Origin of the sequence: Pseudochelatococcus sp., from assembly GCF_050946405.1 — a bacterium.
GTDB lineage: Bacteria > Pseudomonadota > Alphaproteobacteria > Rhizobiales > Beijerinckiaceae > Pseudochelatococcus.
The window spans coordinates 46219-66877 of the sequence record NZ_JBMNUS010000002.1 but is presented as its reverse complement, the minus strand read 5'-3'; the positions used below and the strand labels follow the sequence as shown (position 1 = coordinate 66877).

16 protein-coding genes and 1 pseudogene are annotated in these 20659 nt (G+C 68.2%); 12 read left to right on the top strand and 5 right to left on the bottom strand.

Annotated features, from left to right (window positions below; all coding sequences use genetic code 11):
- Nucleotides 1–34: 34 nt before the first annotated feature.
- From mmsB to ACOYJQ_RS03790, 4 genes and pseudogenes are all read left to right on the top strand, one after another.
- A pseudogene (gene mmsB, locus ACOYJQ_RS03805) lies at nucleotides 35–991 on the top strand (3-hydroxyisobutyrate dehydrogenase); the annotation flags it as partial.
- Entirely contained in the window at nucleotides 988–1776 is a 789-nt protein-coding gene (locus ACOYJQ_RS03800; protein WP_433456550.1) for an enoyl-CoA hydratase, read from the top strand. The pseudogene mmsB and the gene ACOYJQ_RS03800, both read left to right, overlap by 4 nt.
- Before the next feature lie 193 nt (nucleotides 1777–1969).
- Nucleotides 1970–2716 carry a YebC/PmpR family DNA-binding transcriptional regulator gene (locus ACOYJQ_RS03795; protein WP_433456548.1) on the top strand — a complete coding sequence of 249 codons (747 nt, stop codon included), beginning with the start codon at nucleotides 1970–1972 and terminating at the stop codon, nucleotides 2714–2716.
- 325 nt (nucleotides 2717–3041) lie between these two features.
- A complete protein-coding gene (locus ACOYJQ_RS03790; protein ID WP_433456546.1) occupies nucleotides 3042–3851 on the top strand; it encodes a DUF1013 domain-containing protein in 810 nt (269 codons plus the stop codon).
- A 395-nt stretch (nucleotides 3852–4246) separates the two neighbouring features.
- Here the strand turns inward: ACOYJQ_RS03790 and ACOYJQ_RS03785 are convergent, their stop codons facing one another.
- A complete protein-coding gene (locus tag ACOYJQ_RS03785) occupies nucleotides 4247–5179 on the bottom strand; it encodes an AraC family transcriptional regulator N-terminal domain-containing protein (RefSeq protein ID WP_433456544.1) in 933 nt (310 codons plus the stop codon).
- Between the two features lie 231 nt (nucleotides 5180–5410).
- On the opposite strand from ACOYJQ_RS03785, the gene ACOYJQ_RS03780 reads away from it, so the two are divergent.
- Together ACOYJQ_RS03780 and ACOYJQ_RS03775 are read left to right on the top strand one after the other, a co-directional pair.
- The gene (locus ACOYJQ_RS03780) at nucleotides 5411–6448 is read left to right on the top strand and encodes an aldo/keto reductase (protein WP_433456542.1); all 1038 of its coding nucleotides are present in this window, start codon (nucleotides 5411–5413) and stop codon (nucleotides 6446–6448) included.
- Nucleotides 6449–6552: 104 nt separating this feature from the next.
- Nucleotides 6553–7587: an alpha/beta hydrolase family protein gene (locus ACOYJQ_RS03775; RefSeq protein ID WP_433456540.1), complete on the top strand. Its 1035-nt coding sequence runs from the start codon at nucleotides 6553–6555 to the stop codon at nucleotides 7585–7587.
- A 3-nt stretch (nucleotides 7588–7590) separates the two neighbouring features.
- Here the strand turns inward: ACOYJQ_RS03775 and ACOYJQ_RS03770 are convergent, their stop codons facing one another.
- Nucleotides 7591–9387, bottom strand: a complete 1797-nt coding sequence (locus ACOYJQ_RS03770) for an ABC transporter ATP-binding protein (protein WP_433456538.1) — start codon at nucleotides 9385–9387, stop codon at nucleotides 7591–7593.
- A 3-nt stretch (nucleotides 9388–9390) separates the two neighbouring features.
- Between ACOYJQ_RS03770 and ACOYJQ_RS03765 the strand changes: the two genes are divergently transcribed.
- Together ACOYJQ_RS03765 and ACOYJQ_RS03760 are read left to right on the top strand one after the other, a co-directional pair.
- Nucleotides 9391–9726: a hypothetical protein gene (locus ACOYJQ_RS03765; protein ID WP_433456536.1), complete on the top strand. Its 336-nt coding sequence runs from the start codon at nucleotides 9391–9393 to the stop codon at nucleotides 9724–9726.
- A 180-nt stretch (nucleotides 9727–9906) separates the two neighbouring features.
- Nucleotides 9907–10824, top strand: a complete 918-nt coding sequence (locus ACOYJQ_RS03760; protein ID WP_433456534.1) for a LysR family transcriptional regulator — start codon at nucleotides 9907–9909, stop codon at nucleotides 10822–10824.
- Here ACOYJQ_RS03760 and ACOYJQ_RS03755 read toward each other — a convergent pair.
- Both ACOYJQ_RS03755 and ACOYJQ_RS03750 read right to left on the bottom strand, forming a co-directional pair.
- Nucleotides 10799–11443: an alpha/beta hydrolase gene (locus ACOYJQ_RS03755; RefSeq protein ID WP_433456532.1), complete on the bottom strand. Its 645-nt coding sequence runs from the start codon at nucleotides 11441–11443 to the stop codon at nucleotides 10799–10801. The two genes, ACOYJQ_RS03760 and ACOYJQ_RS03755, sit on opposite strands and share 26 nt — an antisense overlap.
- A gap of 94 nt (nucleotides 11444–11537) precedes the next feature.
- A complete protein-coding gene (locus ACOYJQ_RS03750) occupies nucleotides 11538–12470 on the bottom strand; it encodes a VOC family protein (protein ID WP_433456530.1) in 933 nt (310 codons plus the stop codon).
- Between the two features lie 405 nt (nucleotides 12471–12875).
- Between ACOYJQ_RS03750 and ACOYJQ_RS03745 the strand changes: the two genes are divergently transcribed.
- The gene (locus tag ACOYJQ_RS03745; RefSeq protein WP_433456528.1) at nucleotides 12876–15110 is read left to right on the top strand and encodes a FepA family TonB-dependent siderophore receptor; all 2235 of its coding nucleotides are present in this window, start codon (nucleotides 12876–12878) and stop codon (nucleotides 15108–15110) included.
- 71 nt (nucleotides 15111–15181) lie between these two features.
- On the opposite strand, the gene ACOYJQ_RS03740 is transcribed toward ACOYJQ_RS03745, so the two are convergent.
- Nucleotides 15182–16657: a protein adenylyltransferase SelO gene (locus ACOYJQ_RS03740; RefSeq protein ID WP_433456526.1), complete on the bottom strand. Its 1476-nt coding sequence runs from the start codon at nucleotides 16655–16657 to the stop codon at nucleotides 15182–15184.
- A gap of 156 nt (nucleotides 16658–16813) precedes the next feature.
- Here ACOYJQ_RS03740 and ACOYJQ_RS03735 point away from each other — a divergent pair, with 156 nt between their 5' ends.
- The 3 genes from ACOYJQ_RS03735 to ACOYJQ_RS03725 are packed head-to-tail and all read left to right on the top strand — an operon-like array spanning nucleotide 16814 to nucleotide 20648.
- Complete coding sequence (locus ACOYJQ_RS03735) at nucleotides 16814–18190, top strand: V-type ATP synthase subunit B (RefSeq protein WP_433456524.1); 1377 nt, start codon at nucleotides 16814–16816, stop codon at nucleotides 18188–18190.
- Nucleotides 18191–18204: 14 nt separating this feature from the next.
- Entirely contained in the window at nucleotides 18205–18822 is a 618-nt protein-coding gene (locus tag ACOYJQ_RS03730) for a V-type ATP synthase subunit D (protein ID WP_433456522.1), read from the top strand.
- The gene (locus tag ACOYJQ_RS03725) at nucleotides 18819–20648 is read left to right on the top strand and encodes a V-type ATP synthase subunit I (protein ID WP_433456520.1); all 1830 of its coding nucleotides are present in this window, start codon (nucleotides 18819–18821) and stop codon (nucleotides 20646–20648) included. The genes ACOYJQ_RS03730 and ACOYJQ_RS03725 overlap by 4 nt, the downstream gene beginning before the upstream one ends.
- Nucleotides 20649–20659: the final 11 nt, after the last annotated feature.

Sequence of the window (20659 nt, the reverse complement as noted above, 5' to 3'; positions counted from 1 at the left end):
GGCGGGGCTTCGCCGGCCGTTTCCATCTTCAACCAAGAACACGGAAAAATCGGGGAGAAGACAGATGAGCACGACTATCGGTTTCATCGGGCTCGGCAACATGGGCGGGCCGATGGCGGCCAATCTGGTCAAGGCCGGCCACGCGGTGACGGGCTTCGATCTCGTGCCCGCAGCCCAGGAGACGGCGAAGGCCGCGGGCGTCTCCATCGCGGCCTCGGCGGCGGAGGCCGTGGCGAATGCGGACATCGTCATCACCATGCTGCCGAACGGCCGGCTGGTGCTGAACGTCTGGAACGAGATCGCGCCGCATGTCAAGGCCGGCGCGCTGGTGATCGACAGTTCCACCATCGACGTGGACAGCGCCCGCCGGGCGCATGCATTGTTGGCGGGCAAGGACGTGCTCACGCTCGACGCGCCGGTGTCCGGCGGCACGGTGGGCGCGGCGGCGGCCACGCTCACCTTCATGGCCGGCGGCGCGGCGGCGGCCTTCACGCGCGCGGAGCCGGTCCTGCTGGCGATGGGCCGGCGCGCCGTGCATTGCGGAGACGCGGGCGCGGGCCAGGCGGCCAAGATCTGCAACAACATGATTCTCGGCATTTCGATGATCGGCGTCGCGGAAGCCTTCGTGCTGGGTGAGAAACTCGGCCTCACCCACGAGGCGCTGTTCAACGTGGCCTCCACGTCGTCGGGCCAGTGCTGGGCGCTGACGACGAACTGCCCGGTGCCCGGCCCCGTGCCGGCCTCGCCCGCCAACCGCGATTACAAGCCCGGCTTCGCGGCGGCCTTGATGCTCAAGGACATGAAGCTGTCGCAGGACGCGGCGCTCTCGGCAGGGGCCGCGACGCCGCTCGGCGCGCACGCCACACAACTGTTTGACCTCTTCGCCAAATTGGGCCATGGCAATGAGGATTTCTCAGCCATCATCCGCTTCCTGCGCGGCGAACCCGCCGGCAGGAGCGAAGGCGGCAAGGAAGGAGAGCAGGCATCATGACTTATGAGACGATTCTCACCGAAGTGCGCGGCGAAGGCGAGCGTGGCCGCGTCGGCCTGATCACGCTCAACCGCCCCAAGGCGCTGAACGCCATCAACCGCCAGTTGACGGAGGAAGTGCTTCACGCCGCGGCCGCTTTCGACAGCGATCCGTCTGTCGGCGCCATCGTCATCACGGGCTCGGAAAAGGCGTTTGCCGCCGGCGCGGACATCAAGGAGATGCAGCCGCAGGGCTACATCGACATGTATCTCGCCGACTGGTTCGGCGCGTGGGAGCGCTTCGCCGCCACCCGCAAGCCGGTGATCGCGGCGGTGGCGGGCTTCGCGCTCGGCGGCGGCTGCGAGCTCGCCATGACGGCGGACTTCATCATCGCCGCCGATACGGCGAAATTCGGCCAGCCGGAGATCAAGCTCGGCGTCATCCCCGGCATGGGCGGCAGCCAGCGCCTCACCCGCCTCGTGGGCCGCGCCAAGGCGATGGACCTCGTGCTCACCGGCCGCATGATGGGGGCGGAGGAAGCCGAGCGCGCGGGGCTCGTGGCGCGCGTGGTGCCGGCCGACAAGCTGCTCGACGAGGCCATCGAGGCCGCGCGCACCATCGCGTCCTACTCGCTGCCCGTGGCGCTGATCGCCAAGGAAGCGGTGGACCGCGCGACGGAGACCACGCTGGCGGAGGGCCTGCGGTTCGAGCGGCGCGTGTTCCACTCGCTCTTCGCGCTCGACGACCAGAAGGAAGGCATGACCGCCTTCATCGAGAAGCGCCCGCCCGTCTTCACCGACAAATGAGAACTTGCAAATGAGAACTTGCAAGTGAGAACCTGCCGATGGCGGCGGCGCGGGCCGCCGTCATCGGCGACGCCGGGTTGCGCGGTCGGGTTTTTGCGGTTATGCGCAATACCACAAGCATCGACCGCATTATCCGGGCCGGCCGGTCAGGCTGACTGCGCCCTGCCGCGCCGCCCGCATTTCGGAGGCAACCGTGGCAGGACATTCGCAGTTTAAAAACATCATGCACCGCAAGGGCAAGCAGGACGCGGTGCGCTCCAAGCTGTTCGCCAAGCTTGCGCGTGAAATCACCGTCGCCGCCAAGCTCGGCTTGCCCGATCCCGGCATGAACCCGCGCCTGCGCGCCGCGATCCTTGCCGCGCGGGCCGAAAACATGCCCAAGGACAATATCGAGCGCGCCATCAAGAAGGCGGCCGGTAACGACGGCGAGAACTACGAGGAAATCCGCTACGAAGGCTACGGCCCCGGCGGCACCGCCCTCATCGTCGAGGCGATGACCGACAACCGCAACCGCACCGCCTCGGACGTGCGGTCCTCCTTCACGAAGGCGGGCGGCAATCTGGCCGAAACGGGCGCGGTGTCGTTCATGTTCGACCGCGTCGGCTTCATCGAGTTCCCCGCGAGCGTCGGCGACGCCGACACGGTGCTGGAAGCCGCCATCGACGCGGGCGCGGACGATGTGGCCTCCAACGAGGAGACGCACGAGATCTATTGCGAGCAAAGCTCGCTCGCCGCCGTCTCGAAGGCGCTGGAAGCGAAGTTCGGCGAGCCGCGCGCCTCGAAGCTGATCTGGAAGGCGCAGAACGACGTGGCGGTCGACGACGAGGCGGGCGAAAAGGTGCTGCGTCTCATCGAAGTGCTCGAAGACGGCGACGACGTTCAGAACGTCTACACGAACGCGCAGTTCTCCGACACGCTGCTCGCCAAGCTGGCGGGATGACGGCCGCGCCGTTGAGGGGAAAACGGTCAGCGCGAATGAAGGATCGGGGGCGCCATCCCCGATCGACGGCGCTTTTCGCATTTTTGCGTGAGGGATCAATTGCCATTTCGGCCGCCCTTGCCTATATTCGGAACAGTCTTCCCATCAATCTGGTGGTCGCTGACCGCCCCGGCCGAAAAGGCCGGGCCGGAACGCGGGGAATTTTGCCTTGCCTCCATGCCGCGCGGGATGCCGCGCGCGGCGTCGGGCAGGCGGCGTTCCCCGCCCGGCGGCCCATAGCCGCAACATCGCCGCGCCGCGATGGACAATGCAAGGAGCCAACCTCATGAGCACCGGACCGCTGATGCCCAAGGCGACGGCCGTTTGGCTCGTCGACAACACGGCCTTGACGTTCACGCAGATCGCCGAATTCTGCAAGCTGCATCCGCTTGAAGTGAAGGGCATCGCCGACGGCGAGGTTGCGGCCGGCATCAAGGGCCTCGATCCCACCGTCACCGGCCAGCTCACGCGCGAGGAGATCGCACGCGGCGAGGCGAATGCGGCCCATGTGCTGCGCCTCGCGCCGCCCAAGGTCAAGCTGCCGGAGGCCAAGCGCCGCCGCGGGCCGCGCTACACGCCCGTCTCCCGCCGGCAGGACAGGCCGAACGCCATCCTGTGGCTGCTGCGCAACCACCCGGAGCTGAAGGACGCGCAGATCATGCGCCTCGTCGGCACCACCAAGACGACCATCGAGCAGATCCGCGACCGCACGCACTGGAACTCGGCCAACCTGACGCCTTCCGACCCGGTGACGCTGGGCCTGTGCTCGCAGATCGATCTCGATTTCGAGGTTTCCCGCTCGGCCAAGGACGCACCGCCGCGTCCGCAGGTCGACAGCGGCCAAAGCCTCCTGCCCACGGAAATCTCGACCGCACCGGACAACCGGGAGGGTGGCTTCGGCCAGCCCTTCGGCGATGCCGCCCCGTCCCGTCGCGGAGAGGAAGAAATCGACGTCGACAGCGTGTTCGCCAAGCTCAAGACTCTCAAGCGCGACGATGAAGACGGCGCGGAAGATGACGATGCGCACGACAGCGCCGATTCGGTCGACCTCGGCGGCGTCTTCTCCAGCAACCGCGACAACGACGACCAGCCCTGACCGACGGGCGACACCCGCCCCGCCATCATCCCGCCCGCCGCAACACCGTTGCGGCGGGTTTTTTGCGCCCATTCGCAACAGCCATTGCGCGCCGCCGTTACTCCTGCGCCGGGCCGGGGGAGACGGGCGTCGGAAGCGCTGCGGGCGTGGTCCCGAGCCGGTCGGCCGGCCAGTCTGACGATCAGCGTCAGCGACGGGTTCCGCCTTCACGTTCTCAGCCAGGACATTCCGGTAGTCCAACATGCAGGCATAGCGCCGGCACGCAGACGGATCGTCGACGGACTGATCGTCACATTGCGGCGCGTATTCAGGTGGAGTCGTCACGCCGCTCCAAATTCTATATTTTTACCGCAACTTGCGTTCAAATCGATCGATCGGCTTGAACGCAAACCGCTCTATCCGGCCGGCATGGTGCGGCGCAGGCCGGCGCCGTCGCGCCCCGGCGGAGCGCCGAACAGGCGGCGGTAGTCGCGGCTGAACTGCGAGGCGCTTTCGTAACCGATGGCGAACCCCACCTGTGCGACGCCCGCGCCTTGCGCCAGCAGCAGCCGGCGCGCCTCCTGCAAACGAAGCTGCTTCTGGTACTGCACCGGCGTCATGGCCGTCGCCGCCTTGAAATGGCGGTGGAACGTCGCCGGGCTCATGCCGGCGAGGGCGGCGAGAGCAGGCACGCTCAAGGGTTCGGCGAAGCTCTCGCGGATGCGGGCGACGGCCCTGCCGATCCGCGCCATGCGGCTGTCGGCAAGGCCGATCTCGCGCAGCGCGGCGCCCATCGGCCCATTGAGCAGCAACCAGGTGATCTCGCGGCGGATCAGCGGCGCCAGCACGGCGATGTCCCGCGGCCGGTCGGGCAGCGCCAGCAACCGGTGCAGCGGATCGACGAGATCGGCCGTGAGCGTGTGAATGCCAAGGGCTATATGGCCGGAAGCAGCGCTCCCGATCGCCGCGCCCTCGGTGGCGTCTTCGCCGGGCGCGGCTTCCTCGCCGTGTTCCAGCAGCAGTTCGGCGACCTCGGCGGGATCGACGGCGAGGCTGAACGCCAGATAGGGCTCGCTCGCCGAGGCGCGGGTGATGTGGGCGCGCACCGGCACGTCGAGCGATGCGATCAGGCATTGCCCCGCCTCGTAGCGAAAGGCGCGCTCGCCCAGCATGCTCGTCTTGCCGCCCTGTAGCACGACGCACAGCGACGGACGATAGACGGCGTGCAGCGGCCCCTCGGGCGCGCGGGCGCAGGTCAGCAACAGCCCGTCGACGGGGTGTTCCCGCCCGTGCGCCTGCCATTGGCGCAGGGTTGCGGTTTTCAGGCGTTCGAAGGCGTCGTTCTTCATGGCCGCCAATCTGGCACGGAACGACGCCGGCCGCATCCCCGCGAGGCGGCGATTGAGAGGATCAGGCATGATTTCGACAGGATCGGCGTAGCGCGCCGCCCTGCCGCAGCCCTATGTTTCCTGCGGCGGACATTCGAACGGAATCGCGCCGCCACTCTGTCCTTTTGTTTACGCATCAGGCTCTTCCGAAAAGCACACACGCTTTCCGGCCTGATGTCACAGGAGATTCCCATGCGCTACCGCAGACTTGGCCAAAGCGGCCTGCTCGTTTCCGAACTTTGCCTCGGCACCATGACCTTCGGCGGCACGGACGGCATGTGGGGCCAGATCGGCCAGTTGCGTCAGGACGACGCCGACGCGCTGGTGAAGGCCGCCGTCGACGCGGGCATCAACTTCATCGACACCGCCAACATATATGCCGGCGGCGAGAGCGAGCGCATCCTCGGCCGCTCGCTGCGCAACCTCGGCATCGCGCGCGACGAGGTGGTGATCGCCACCAAGGTGCTCGGCGTCATGGGCGATGGGCCGAACGCGCGCGGCGCCTCGCGCTACCATATTCTTCATCAGGCGAAGGCCAGCCTCGAACGGCTGCAACTCGACCACATCGATCTCTACCAGATTCACGGCTTCGATCCCGTGACGCCGATCACGGAGACGCTGGAAGCGCTCGATACGCTCGTGCGGCAGGGATACGTGCGCTACATCGGGTTGTCGAACTGGGCCGCGTGGCAGGTGGTGAAGGCGGTGGGAATCGCGCAGGCGCGCACGCTCGCGCCGATCCTCTCGCTGCAAGCCTATTACACGCTCGTGGGGCGCGATCCGGAGCGCGAGATCGTGCCGATGCTGCGCGCGGAAGGCATCGGCCTCATGGTCTGGAGCCCGCTCGCCGGCGGCTTCCTCTCCGGCAAATACAGCGGCGGCGACGCCGATGGACGGCGCGCCACCTTCAACTTTCCGCCCGTGAACCTGGAGCGCGGCGACGCGGCCATCGCGGCCATGCGCGCCATCGCCGCCGACAAGGGCTGCACCGTGGCGCAGGTGGCGCTGGCGTGGCTGCTGCATCAGGATGTCGTGACGAGCGTCATCGTCGGCGCGAAGCGGCTGGACCAGCTTCACGACAACATCGGCGCGGCCGACGTCCGCCTCTCCGCCGACGACCTCGCGGCGCTCGACGCCGTCACGCGGCTGCCGGCCGAATATCCCGGCTGGATGCTGGAGCGGCAGGCCGAGTATCGCGCGCCGTTCCTCACGCCGGCCACGCGGAACTGAAACACGGCGCGCTGGCAAAGGCGCAGCGGTTGCAGTAGGGTGCGCCGGCCCAACACCTTCCGCCTCCCGCAACAAGCGGAAGGCGGCAACCGCCGGTGGATCCCATGATGTCACGCGCCGTTCTCGCCCTCGCCCTGCTATGGCCGGCCGCGGTCGCCGCCGAGCCCGTCACGGGCTTTCGCGAACTCGCGCTGTCGCAGCCGGGCGACGGCCGCCCGCTGCAAGGCGCGATCTGGTATCCCGCCGCTTCCGGCTCGCCCACCGCGCTCGTCGGCGACAATCCGGCCTTCGTCGGCACGCCCGCCGCGCGCGACGCGGCCGCGGAGCCCGGCCGCCGCCCGCTCGTCGTGCTGTCGCACGGCTACGGCGGCAATATCCTGAATCAGGCCTGGCTCGCGGACGAACTGGTGCGACACGGCTATATCGTCGCCGCCGTCAACCATCCGGGCACCACCAGCCGCGACCGCTCTCCGGCGGCGGCCGAAAAGCTCATCGAGCGCCCGCATGACCTCAGCCGCGCCATCGACACCCTCACCGCCGACGCCGCCCTGTCTGCGCTGATCGATACGGACAGGATCGCCGTCGTCGGCCATTCGCTCGGCGCATGGACCGTCACGTCCATCGCGGGCGGGCGCTTCGACGCCGGCCGCCTCGATGCCGATTGCAAGGCGCATCCGGCGCTTGCCGCCTGCGACGTCTTCGCGGCGCTGGGCGCGGGCCGCACGGCCGCCGGCCGCGCCGCCCTCGGCGGGGATGCGCGGGATGCGCGCGTCAAGGCGGCCGTCATGCTCGACATCGGGCTCGCGCGCGGCTTCACACCCGAGAGCCTCGGCGCCATCGGGATTCCCGTGCTCGTCATCGCGGCCGGCAGCGACGACCTCAAGATTCCGGCGGCGCTGGAATCCGGCTATCTGCTGCAACACCTGCCGGCCGGCGCCACGCAGAGCCTGACCATCGGCGACGCCACGCATTTCAGCTTCCTGCCCGTCTGCAAGGACGGCGCCGCCGCCCTGCTCGAAGCGGAACAGCGGGGCGACGGCGTCGTCTGCATCGACGGCGGCAAGGGAGACCGGAAGACCATCCACCGGCAGGCCGGCGAACGCATCCTGACGTTTCTGGCGCAGGCGCTGGGGCGCTGACGTTCACACCACCACGCCCTTACCCATTTCGGTCGCCTGCCGCTCGAACAGCGCGCGGTAGGCGCCGTCCGGCTTCGCCAGCAGGACATCGTGGCTGCCCTCCTCCACCACGCGGCCGCGGTCGAACACGAGGATGCGGTCCATCGCGCGCACCGTGGAGAGCCGATGCGCGATCACGATGGTGGTGCGCCCCTGCATCAGCCGCTCGATCGCCTGCTGGATCAGCGCCTCCGATTCGGAATCGAGGCTCGACGTCGCCTCGTCGAGAATGAGGATCGGCGCATCCGCCAGAAAGGCGCGGGCAAGCGCCACGCGCTGACGCTCGCCGCCGGAGAGCTTCACGCCCCGCTCGCCCACCAGCGTGGCGTAGCCCTTCGGCAGGCGCATGATGAAATCATGCGCGTTGGCGAGGCGCGCCGCGTGCTCGATGTCCGCCGGTAACGCGCCCGGCCGGCCGTAGGCGATGTTTTCCACCAGCGAGCGGTGGAACAGCACCGGCTCCTGCTGCACGATGGCGATGTTCGCGCGCAGGCTCGCCTGCGTCGCCGCCGCGACGTCGCATCCGTCGATGGTGACGCGCCCGCCCGTGACGTCGTAAAGACGCTGGATCAGCTTGACGAAAGTCGTCTTGCCCGAGCCCGAGCGCCCGACGAGCCCGACTTTCTCGCCGGCCCGGATGGAGAGCGAGAAGTCGCGGTAAAGCGGCTCGTCATGGCCGGCGTAGTGGAAAGTGACATTCTCGAACGCGATCGCGCCGCCCTGCACCGCCATGTCGGCCGCGCCGGCGTGATCCTCGACGCCGAGCGCAACCGCGTGCATCGCCACGAGTTCCTCCATGTCGTTGACCGACCGCTGGAGATTGTGGACGTGCTGCCCCACGTCATACAGATAGCCATGCACGAGCGCATAACTCGTGAGCACGAAGGCGGCGTCGCCCGGCGTGGCGTCGCCCTGCATCCACAGCCAGATGACGAGGCCGACAACGGCGGCCTGCAAGGCCAGCAGCACCGTATCCTCCGCCGTGCCGGCGCAGGTGCCGCGTATCCAGGTGCGGCGCGTGCGCCGGCGCCACTTCGCCAGCACCTGCGCCAGCCGCGCATCCTCGCGTCCCTCCGCCCCGAAAGCCTTGACGACCGCGTTGCACGATACGGCGTCGGCGAGCGCGCCGCCGAGCCGCGTGTCCCACGCATTGGCCAGCCGCGCCGCCGGCGCGATCCAGCGCAGCGACAGCAGCAGCGTCACACCGACATAAAGCACCGCGCCCACGAGCACGACGAGCCCCATCACCGGCCAGCGCCACGCCAGCAGCACCGTGGTGCCGAACAGCACCACCAGCGAAGGCAGCAGCGCGATGAGCAGCGTGTCGGTGAGCAGATCCAGCGCCCACATGCCGCGCGTCACCTTGCGGACGGTGGAGCCGGCGAAATTGTTCGCGTGCCAGTCGGTCGAAAAGCGCTGGAGACGCGCGAAGGCATCCTGCGCCACCCGCTCCATGGTGGAGAGGGTCAGGCGCGTGATGCACAGAAAGCCGACATGGCGACAGACCACCGCCGCCGCGCCGACCGCGACGATGGATGCCAGCGCCCGCAGGGCGCTGTCCAGCGCGCCGGGCCCCGCATGGGCGATGGCGTCCACGAGATGCCCGGCGAAGACCGGCACGAACAGATTGGCCGCCGTCATCAGCGCAATGGCCCCGACGATGGCCGCAACGGTCAGGGGCTGGCGCCCCCAATGACGAAAGGTGAAGGCGAGAACGGCCCGGAACGGCTCCGGCCGCCCGGTGGAGATATCGATGGACATGGAATGGCCCGGCGCCGCGCGGCAGCCGACTCCCGGTTGGCCGAAGCAGCGAACGCGCGCAAGCCCGGCGTCAATGATCTTCTGGTGGAAATTCAGGCCGAAAGTCCCGCCCGACGGCGGGTCACGGCATCGCCCGGCTTAACGCAGGGGCTGCCCGGCGAGGGCGACGAAAATCGTGATATCCATCGAGCCCTCCTTGAAGCGCCTTCAAGCGAAGCGGATGCCGTCCCGGGTGAAGAAAACGCGTCGAATCAAAAGCATGGAAGATGCTTGCGTTTCAGCGAAACGTGGGCATCCTCCGCATCCGATACAAAGCCTGCTGTCGGGAAAATGCCATAACCCGCATGCTATGGCAAGCCGCTTGTGGACCGCTTGACAGCGGGACGCGGATCGTGCCGATAACCGCGTCGGCTCGACAATGCATGCCGCTTCCGGGTGCGTCCGTTTCAGGGACGAAAGGCCGGAAGCGGGTTCCGAATTCATCATCAAGGCGTTCTGCTCCAGGAATTCCCGTCCCGCATGAGCAAGCTTCCCGATCTCGAAGCCTGGGCCGTTTTCGCCCGTGTCGCGGAAACCGGATCCTTCGCCGCCGCGGCGAAATCGCTCGGCCTGTCGCAGCCCACGGTGTCGAAGGCCATCACGCGCCTTGAGCGGCGCGTGGGCGCGGCGCTGCTGCATCGCACCTCCCGCCGCCTGTCGCTGACGCAGACCGGTGAGGCGATACGCGAGCGCGCCTTGCGCATTCTCGCCGAGGGCGAGGCGGCGGAAGCCGAGGCGGCCGACGCCGCCGTCACGCCGCGCGGGCTGGTGCGGGTGGCGGCGCCGATGTCTTTCGGCACCCGCTATCTCGCGCCGCTGATGCCGCGTTTTCTGGATCTCCATCCGCAGGTTGAAGTCGAACTGTCGCTCGCCGACCATCAGGTCGATATCGTCTCGGGCGGTTTCGACATCGCGCTGCGCATCGCGGCGCTGACGGATTCCTCGCTGCGCGCGCGCCGGCTGTGCACCGTGCGGCGGCCGCTGGTGGCCACTTCCGCCTATCTGGAGCGGCACGGGCGGCCCGCCCACCCGCGGGATCTCGCCGGGCATGCCTGCCTTCTCTACACCAACCTGCCCTCGCCGCATCTCTGGCGCTTCCACCACGCGACGGAGGGCGAATATACCGTCACGGTGCAAGGGCCGGTGCGCGCCAACAACGCCGATGCGCTGACCCCCGCCCTGCTGGCAGGATGGGGGCTCGCGCTGCAACCCGAGTTCCTGATCTGGGACGAACTGTCGGACGGGCGGCTGGAAGAGGTGCTGCCCGGCTGGAGCTTCAGCGCCATCGCGCTCAACCTCGTGATGCCGCCGGGCGGGTTGCGCCCGGCGCGCGTCACGGCGCTCACGCATTATCTGGCGCAGTCGCTGGCCGTCACGCCGTGGGCGCAGAGCCCGTGAGCGGAGCGCCGGCCGCGTTCTTGAGAAACGCCTCGACATCGGCGAGTTCGCCCCGCGACACCTCATGACCGCCGGGATGAAGGCTGACGCCGACCCGGCTGCCCTGTGCGCCGAAAAAGTCGACGAGCGCCTTCGTCAGCGGCCAGGGGCAGACGGGATCGCGCTCCCCGGCGGTGATCAGGATGTCGAGCGCGGCCAGCCGCGGATCGGGCGCCGGCTCCCACGGAACGAGCGGATGCATCAGCACCGCGCGGTCGTACAGCGCGGGCGCGTGAAGTATCGTTGACGCGAGGATGTTCGCGCCGTTGGAATAGCCGAGGCCGACCGCCGGCGATCGCGGATGCCGGGCGCGATGCGCGACGACGAAGCCGGCCATCCGCTCCGTGCGCATGGCGAGATCCGGCATGTCGTAGACGCCCTCGCCCGTGCGGCGGAAAAAGCGGTTCGCGCCGCGTTCGGACACGTCGCCGCGCGGCGAGACGACGCCGGCGTCGGGCAGCATGTCCCGGATCAAGCCGAAGAACTGGCTTTCGTCGCCGCCCGTGCCGTGAAAGGCGAAGACCAGCGGCGCGCCGGGCGCGGGATCGCGGTGCAGGTAAGGATAGGCATCGATGGACATGGCATGATCCTCCGGGATGAAGAGATAAGGCGCCCGCCGGCGCGCTCCGTCCGGGACGGGGCGCGCCGGCAGGCTTGAAGGCTTCCCGCGACGCTCAGTCGGCGATGGGATCGAGATGCGTCTCGATCTTTCCGCGCATCCCCTCGTAGCGCGCCGGCAGCTTCAGCGCCTCGCCGAGATGGGCGGTGTCCTCGTCCCGGTCGAAGCCGGGCTCGTTGGTCGCCACCTCGAACAGCACGCCGCCGGGAGTGCGGAAGTAGATCGCCCAGAAGTAGTCCCGGTCGATCACCGGTGTGACCTGGTAGCCCGTGTCGAGCAATGCGCGGCGCACCTCAAGCTGCGCGGCGCGGTCCTTCACCGCGAAGGCGATGTGATGGACGGAACCCGCGCCCAGACGCGCGCCGCCCGCCGACGGCAGTTCTTCCAGATCGATCGTGCCGGCCCCGTTGCCGCCCGGCACGGCGAGACGGATCAGGTTCTTCCGCATGTCGACGCGCTCATAGCCCATGAAGCGCAGCAGTTCCTCCGTGGCGTCCGCGTCATGCAACCGCAACCGCGCGCCATGGAAGCCGCGAATGGCCGCATCGGCCGGAACGGCGCCGCCCGTCCAGGGCGCGCGCGCGTCGTCCGCCGCCTCGACAAGCGCGAAGGCGTCCTGATCGGGGCCGAGAAAACGCAGCCGCGCGGCCCCGAACGCCTCGTCCCGCTCAAGCCCCGCGACGCCCTCGCCCGCGAGCCGCTCCTGCCAGTAGCCGAGCGAACCCGCCGGCACCGCGAACTCCGTCTCGCCGACCTCGCCGACACCCGGCCGCCCCTGCCCGATCAACGGAAACGGAAAGTAGGTCATCACCGTGCCCGGCGTGCCAACCTCGTCGCCGTAATAAAGATGATAGACGCTCGGCTCATCGAAGTTCACCGTCTTCTTGACGCGCCGCAAGCCGAGCGTCTTCGTGAAAAACGCGTTGTTGTCGTTCGCGTTGGCCGCCATGGACGTGACATGGTGCAGCCCCCTGATTTGCGTAAGCATTGCATTCCTCCTGTCCGCGCGCCCTTCGCGCCGGCCTTGTTGTCCGCCGATATTTGCGCATCTGCCGGTACGGTTTAAATGGCAATGATGGAACTTCATCATTTCCGTTTGTTTATTGATCAATGCGGAAACATCGTCGCAAGGCGTCGCCGCGCGCCGCGCGCAATCATGCAAATTATTATATTTCCAATTCGCGGCATAATTGACACAAGCATCCGCAAACTAAATGAGCGCCCCAAAAAATATTTCTGATTCTCCATGTAGTGAGTAATAAGCGCACAACAGGCGCACGGCGCAGCTATAGCCATTCACTGCGCGGCGAAGACTGGGACAGGAGTCGAATCGCCGCTTTAAAATAGATCAATTATAAAAAGGACACTGGACATGATACGTCGTGAGGAGTTGATGCGCGCTACCGCTATGGCGCTATTGTTTTCTCTCGTGTGCGGCGGCGCCCATGCCCAGAGTGCCCGGACGCAAAACCAGGAGGCGAACGCCGAGCTGGAGTTGACCGGCGACGAACTGCTGCTCGACGAGGTGGTGGTCGTCTCCGCGCGCGAGCAGCTCAATCAGGCGCCGGGCGTGTCGATCGTCTCCTCCGAGGAAATCCAGCGCCATCCGCCCGCGCGCGGCGACCTGTCGGAGATCATCCGCCGCCAGCCGGGCGTCAACCTGACCGGCAACTCGCCCAACGGCCAGCGCGGCAACAACCGCCAGATCGATATCCGCGGCATGGGCCCGGAGAACACGCTCATCCTCATCGACGGCAAGCCGGTGTTCTCCCGCAACTCGGTGCGCATGCGCCGCGGCGGCGAGCGCGACACGCGCGGCGACTCGAACTGGGTGCCGGCGGAAGCCGTCGAGCGTATCGAGGTGCTGCGCGGCCCCGCCGCCGCGCGCTACGGCTCCGGCGCCTCGGGCGGCGTGGTCAACATCATCACCAAGCGCCCCGACAAGCACACGTTCAGCGCGACGAGCTTCGCCAACATTCCCGAAAGCGACAAGGAAGGTCGCACCTTCCGCTCCACGATCGTCGCCGGCGGGCCGATCGACGAGCGCTTCTCCTATCGGTTCACGGCGAACTACAACCGCGCCGATGCCGATGACGTCGACATCAACGAATCCGCGACGCCGGAAGGCGAGAGCGTCGCGGCCGGCAACGAAGGCGTGATCAACACCGACTTCCGCGGCCTGCTGTCGTGGAAGATCGACGAGCGCCACGTGGTCGATTTCGAGGCAGCCTGGAGCCAGCAGCGCAACATCTATGCCGGCGACTCGCTTTTCCAGGATTCGCTCGATGCCGGCATCAACGAGGAACTGGCGCGCGGCGGCCGCGAGACCAACCGCGTGACGCGCACCACCCTTTCCGCCACCCATCGCGGCAAGTGGGACTTCGGCACATCGAATACGTATATTCAGTGGGAAAACACCAAGAACAAGCGTCTCGGCGAAGGTAACGCCGGCTCCGTCGAGGGCAAGATCAACTCCCAGTACGCCCAGGACCGTCACACGATCACGCTCGACAACGTGACCGCCAAGAGCGAGTGGAACTTCCCGCTGACCGTCGTGGTGCCGCAGACCCTGACGCTGGGCGCCGAGTTCCGCGGCGAGTGGATGGACGACGAGAACGCCAATCTCTCCACCGCGATCGTGTTCCCGGGCATCAACGCCGGCACCGGCACCATCTCCGATCCCACGCTGCGCAATCCCAAGAGCCAGGCGCTGCTGTTCGGCCTCTATGTCGAGGACAACATCCTCGTCACGGACAAGTTCATCCTCACGCCGGGCCTGCGCTTCGATCACCACTCGCAGGCCGGCAACAACTGGAGCCCCAGCCTCAACGCGTCCTACGCGATCACCGACGAGATCACGCTGAAGGCCGGTATCGCGCGTGCCTTCAAGGCGCCCAACCTGTTCCAGCTCAACCCCAACTATGTCTACACCTCGCGCGGCAACGGCTGCCCCTACATCTACGGCGGGCCGTGCTACGTCGTGGGCAATCCGAATCTCGACCCCGAGACCAGCATCAACAAGGAAATCGGCATCAACTATACCAACGAGAAGGGTTGGAACGCCGGCATCACCTACTTCCACAACGACTACAAGGACCGCATCCAGGCCGGCACCACGCCGCTCGGCCGCTACAACGGCCAGGTCGTCTACCAGTGGGAGAACGTGCCGAAAGCCGTCATCTCCGGGCTTGAGGCCAATCTGCGCGTGCCGGTGCTGGAAACGGTGACGTGGAGCACGAACGCCACCTACATGATCGAGTCCGAGGACAAGAGCAACGGAGAGCCGCTCTCGCTGGTGCCGGAATATACCATCAATTCCAACATCGAGTGGCAGGCCACGAAGGAATTGCAGCTCAACCTCGGCGTGACGCATTACGGCGAGATCGAGGCGCCGTCGCTCAACCTGTCGACGGGGCGCGACGCCACGAACACCCGTTCGCGTTCGCCCTACACCCTCGTCAACATCGGCGCGCGCTACGAGTTCAACGAGAACCTGCGCCTGCTCGCCGGCGTCAACAACGTGTTCGACAAGAGCGTCAAGCGCGAGGGCACGGGCAATGCCGCCGGCGCCAACACGTTCAACGAACCCGGCCGCGCCTATTACCTCTCGCTGACCGGCTCGTTCTGAGCCTTGCGCTCAGGCGCCGCCTTCGCGGGGCATTCGCCGGACCGGCGGGTGCCCCGCTTTCGTTTCATGCGTCAGGTGCCGCAGAACGTCTCGCGGACGATCTCGCCGGGCGTCGGCGGCAGGGCGTGGCGCGCGTGTTGCGGCCGGTCCGCGAACGGATCGGCCAGCACGTCGAGAAGCGTTCGCGCCGGCCCGGGATCGCCCGCGTAGGCGGCGGCGAGCGCCTCTTCGACGAGATGGTTGCGCGGGATGAAAAGCGGATTGGCCGCCTCGAGCCGCCGCGAGACGGCCGACGGATCGCTCCGGTCGGCTCCGGCCCCGTCAGCTTCGAGCCGCCTGCGCCAGCGCCCCAGCCAGCCGTCGAACGCCGGCGCGAAAGGCCGCTCCGCGCCGGCGGCCGGTGCGATCACCGCGCGCGCCAGCCGGCGGAAGGTGAGCGTGTAATCCGCCCCTTGCCCGTGCATGAGCGTGAGCAGATCGCGGACAAGCGACGCATCGCCCTCCTGCGCCGAAACGAGCCCGAGCTTGCGGCGCATCACCGCGAGCCACGCGGCTTCGTAGCGATCCGGGAAGCCGTCGACGGCTTCCTGCGCCGCATGCTGCGCCTGCGCGGCGTCCGGCGCGAGCAACGGCATCAGGGCCTGCGCGAGGCGGGCGAGGTTCCAGTAGACGATGCTCGGCTGGTTGCCGTAGGCATAGCGGCCCATGCTGTCGATGGAGCTGAACACCGCGCCGGGGTCGAAGGCGTCCATGAAGGCGCATGGCCCGTAGTCCAGCGTCTCGCCGGCGATGGACGTGTTGTCCGTGTTCATCACGCCATGAATGAAGCCGACGCCCATCCATTCCGCCACCAGCGCCGCCTGCGCGCCGATCACCGCGTCGAGCAGGGCGCGGCAAGGGTTTTCGGCCTGGCGCGCATGGGGATAGAGGCGCGCGACGGCATGATCCGCGAGCTCCCTCAACCCCTCGACATCGCCTGTAGCAGCGAAATACTGGAAGGTGCCGACACGCAGATGGCTGCGCGCCACGCGCACGAGCACGGCGCCGGGCAACGGCGTGTCGCGGGTGATCGTGTCGCCGGTGGCGATGGCCGCGAGCGCGCGCGTCGTCGGAATGCCGAGGCGGGCCATCGCCTCGGCGACGATGTACTCCCGCAGCACCGGGCCGAGCGCCGCCCGCCCGTCGCCGCCGCGCGAGAAGGGCGTGCGCCCGGAACCCTTGAGGTGGATGTCGCGTCGCTCGCCCGCCGGCGTCACCACCTCGCCGAGCAGCAGCGCGCGCCCGTCTCCCAGACGCGGCACCCAATGGCCGAACTGATGCCCGGCATAGACCATCGCCAGCGGCTGCGCCCCTTCCGGCAAATCATTGCCGCATAAAAGTGCGGCGATCTCGTCGGGCGTGCGCGAGGCGGGATCGAAACCGAGTTCGCGGGCAAGCGCCGCGTTGAAGAGCACGAGACGCGGCGCGGGCATCCGCTGCGGCTGCTGGCGGTGGTGGAAGCGCTCCGGCAATCTCGCGTAACTGTTGTCGAATGTTAACGACACCACGGCCTCCGTATGCGACGATCGCCCGTTCCATCGGGAGCCTGTTCCGAAACCGCCCGTCCGTCAACCCCGCGGCGCGACACGGTATTGCGGCAGATTAACATTTGTTTCACAGGAAATAATTACACGCAGCACGAACGGGTCCACGGGTAACGGCTGATGAACACGCTCTCCATCTACTACGACAAGGTATTGTCGATCGTCGGCGAAGTCGTGCGGATCGCCCTGCCCTCCCCCGGTCGCGACATCTCCGGCAGCGATATGGCCGGCGGAAACGGCGACGGGCCGCGCTACGGCGATCTCGCCGTCGTCAGCGAGGGCGACGGCCCGGCGGCGGGGCGGCTGGCGCAGGTGGTGCGCCTCGACGCCGGCGAGGTATCGTTGCAGGTCTTCGGCGGCACGCAGGGGCTTTCCACGCGCTCGAAGGCGCGCTTCCTCGGTCATGCGCCGCGCGTGGCGTTTTCCGGCAATATCCTCGGCCGCGTCTTCTCCGGCGACGGGCGCGTGTCGGACGGGGGCCCGGCGCTCGACCACGAGCCGCAGGCGGATATCGGCGGACCGTCGGTCAACCCGGCGCGGCGCGCGCTGGCCTCGCGCATGATCCGCACCGACGTGCCGATGATCGACGTGTTCAACTGCCTCGTCGAAAGCCAGAAGATCCCGATCTTCTCCCGCGCGGGGGAGCCGCACGACGCGCTGCTGGCGCGCATCGGCGTGCAGGCCGACGCCGACATCGTGGTCTTCGGCGGGCTTGGCCTCACCTTCGACGATTACTGGCGCTTCCGCTCCGCCTTCGAGGACGCGGGCATGTTCGCGCGCACGGTGATGTTCGTCAACCAGGCCGCCGACCCGCCGCTGGAGCGCCTGCTGGTGCCGGACATGGCGCTGGCGGTGGCGGAAAAGTTCGCTGTCGAGGAAAAGAAGCGCGTGCTGGTGCTGCTTACCGACATGACGGCCTTCGCCGACGCGCTGAAGGAGGTGGGCGTGGCGATGGAGCGGGTGCCATCCAACCGCGGCTATCTCGGCGATCTCTATTCCCAGCTCGCGCGCCGCTACGAGAAGGCGGCGGTGTTTCGCGGCGCGGGCTCCGTTACCATCCTGTCCGTCACCACCATGCCGGGCGGCGACGTCACCCATCCGGTGCCGGATAACACGGGCTACATCACCGAGGGGCAGTTCTACCTGCACGACGGGCAGATCGACCCCTTCGGCTCGCTGTCGCGCCTCAAGCAGCACGTCATCGGCAAGGAAACGCGCGAGGACCACGCGGCGGTGATGAACACCATGATCCGCCTCTTCGCCGGCGCGCGCGAGGCGGAGCGCAAGCAGGCGATGGCCTTCGAGCTCTCCGCCTACGACGAGCGGCTCGTGCGTTTCGGCGAGGCGTTCCGGCGCCGTTTCATGGATCTGTCCGTCGCGCTGCCGCTCGAGGATGCGCTCGATCTTTGCTGGCGCACGATGGCGGAAAACTTTTCGCCCGAGGAATTGTTGATCCGCCAGAGCCTTCTCGGCAAATATTATCCGCAGGCGGCCTGAAGGAAAGCGGGAGCATGACGCGGATTCCTCTCAACAAGGCGCAATTGTCGCGCGAGAAGGAAAGCCTGGCCGCGGGCCGGCGCTTTCTGCCCGCTCTCGACCTCAAGCGCCAGCAGCTCATGGCGGAGCGCAACCGGGCGCGGCGCGCGGCGGGCGAGGCGCGGGCGGCGGCCGAGCGAGCGGTGATCGAGGCCGGCGCGGCGGTGCCGATGCTCGCGGACCGGCGCATCGATCTCAAGGGGCTGGTGAAGGTCGAATCCGTGCGGATCGGCGAGCGCAACATCGCCGGCGTGCGGCTGCCGGTGGTCGAGGACGTGCGGATCGCGCTGCGCCCCTACGGCCGTTTCGCGCGCCCGCACTGGGTGGACGAGGTGGTGCGCCGGCTGGCGCTGGCCGCGCGGCTGCGCATCGAGGCGGAGGTCGCGGAACGCGGCGTCGCCCTGCTGGAGCGGGCGGTGACGCGCACGGCGCAGCGCGTCAACCTGTTCGACAAGGTGCTGATTCCGCAGGCGGAACGGAACATCCGCCGCATTCTGGTGGCGATCGGCGACAGCGACCGGGCGGCGGTGGTGGGCGCCAAGATCGCCAAGCGCAAGCGCGTCGCGCACGAGAGCGGGGAAGCGGACGCATGAGCATCGTTCCCATGCGCCGCATCACGCTGTGCGGATTGATCGGCGAGAAGGAGGCGATCCTCGCCGCCTTGCAGGAACTGGGCGTGGTGCATCTCATCCCGCTGCGCAAGCCCGGCGCGCTCGCTCCCGAAGATCCGGCGATGCGCCGGCGCACGGAAACGGCCTTCCGCCATCTCGACGAGGCGCCCTACAGGCTGCGCCCCTATCGCCCCGCGACCGCGTTCGATCTCGCGGCGGTGGTGGACGAGATCGTCGCCAACCGTGCCCGCCTGCGCCAGTTGCGCGACCGGCGCGACGCCATCGAGCAGCGCATCGCCACGCTGGAGCAATGGGGCGATTTCCGCCTGCCGCCGGTCGGGGCGATCGGCGGACAGCGCCTGTGGTTCTATGCCCTGCCGATCCACCAGCGCGCCGCGCTCGACAGGGTGGCGCTGCCGTGGCAGATCGTCGGCAAAGGCACGACGACGCTCTTCGTCGCCATCGTCTCGCCGGACGAGCCGCCCGTCGACGTGCTGCCGGTGACGCGCGCCCGCACGGGCGGCGTGCCGCTCGGCGAGCTGCGGGAAGCGCTGGAGGATACGCAGGTAGACATCGAGGACGCGGAAGTGAAACGGGCGGAGCTGACCCGCTGGCGTCTCGCGCTCGGCCTGCATCTGGCGGAGGCGGCGGACGGCGACGAGCGCCGCGCCGTCGCCGAGCAGACCCTTGACGACGACCGCGTGTTCGCCCTGCAAGGCTGGGTGCCGGCGGAGGCGGAAACGGCCCTGACAGCCTTCGCGCAACGGCGCGGCCTCGCCCTCGTCGTCGAGGAACCCGCTGCGGCGGACCGTCCGCCGACCCTGCTGCGCCCCGCCGCGCAGGTGGGAAGCGGCGCGGACCTGACCCTGTTCTACACCAGCCCCGGCTATCGGAGCTGGGACCCCAGCCTGATCGTCTTCATATCCTTCGCGGCCTTTTTCGCCATGATCGTGGCCGATGCCGGCTATGCCGCCGTCATCGCCGCCGCCACGGCGCTGTTCTGGCGCCGGCTCGGCGGGAGCCCCACCCTGCGGCGCGGACGCACGCTGCTGGCGGCGCTGTCCGGCGTCTCGCTTCTTTACGGCGTGCTGGCGGGCGCGTATTTCGGCGTTCCGCCGCCTGCGGGGAGCCTCGCGGCGCGCGTCGCCGTGATCAATGTGCATGACTTCGACGGCATGATGCGCCTGTCGGTGGGCATCGGCGTGCTGCATCTGACGGTGGCGCTCGCGGCGGCCGCCAGCGTCAACCGGGGTTCCGGCAAGGCGATCACCGCGCTGGGCTGGATCGCGACGATCTGGGCAGGCTTCGCCATGTGGATCGGCGGCGGCGAGACGGTCGCGACCTCCGTCGCGTCCGCGGCGCTCGCGGGCGGCCTTTTCGCGGTGGCTTTCGGCGGAGCGATGGAGCAGCCCGCCGGCGGCGGCGCCGGCTGGGGCAGGCGCGCGCTCGCCGGCGCTCTGGCGCTCACCGGCATCACGAAGATCTTCGGCGATATCCTCAGCTACCTGCGCCTTTTCGCGCTGGGCCTCGCGAGCGCCTCGCTCGCCGCCACCTTCAACACGCTGGCGCTGGACATGCGGGGCGACAATCCCGGCATCGGCACGCTGCTGTCGCTCGTGGTGCTGGTGCTCGGCCACGGCGTCAATTTCCTGCTCGGCGTCATGAGCGGCGTGGTGCACGGCCTGCGGCTCAATTTCATCGAATTTTTCAGTTGGGGGCTGACGGAAGAGGGCTATCCCTTCCGCGCCTTCGCCAGACGCCCGGCGGAAATGTCGCCTGTCGAAGCATCGCCTGTCCACGCCAGATGAAAGAGGCAATC